We start from the raw sequence: 381 nt of genomic DNA on the forward strand, positions 1-381 counted from the left end.
TGGATGCGTAGTAAGGTTCTCTTTTGGGAATAAGAATGAACGGCAGAAATCTACCCAAGCGGATAGATCGTTTTAAATTATTTGTTGCCTTACTCCAATTCCATGCCGGTTTTCAATAAACAACAACAAGACTTGCCCCAATCGGTAGGCCTCTAACGATTTTAACAGAAAACGGAAATGGAACAAGTAAATCAACAGCAGCAGGGCGGGCAGCAGTCCTTCCCTCAGACAAACCAACAAGAGAAACAACTGATAGCCATCCTTGGCGTACAGGGATTGTCTTACCAGAACTATTCTGTGCTAGAACTCAAAATCGTTCTACAGATTATCAAGCATGCCCAGAAAGCCATCTTGGGCTATGTGATTCCTTATCAGGTAACT

Annotated in this window: 1 protein-coding gene; it reads left to right on the top strand. The window is 42.8% G+C overall.

Annotation, left to right across the window (positions count from 1 at the left end; all coding sequences use genetic code 11):
* Positions 1-177: 177 nt before the first annotated feature.
* A partial coding sequence (locus tag D4A39_RS19395) for a hypothetical protein (RefSeq protein ID WP_147393984.1) occupies positions 178-381 on the top strand: 204 nt, incomplete at its 3' end.

The sequence above is a fragment of the Alcanivorax profundi genome, from assembly GCF_003597125.1.
GTDB classification, from domain to species: domain Bacteria; phylum Pseudomonadota; class Gammaproteobacteria; order Pseudomonadales; family Alcanivoracaceae; genus Alcanivorax; species Alcanivorax profundi.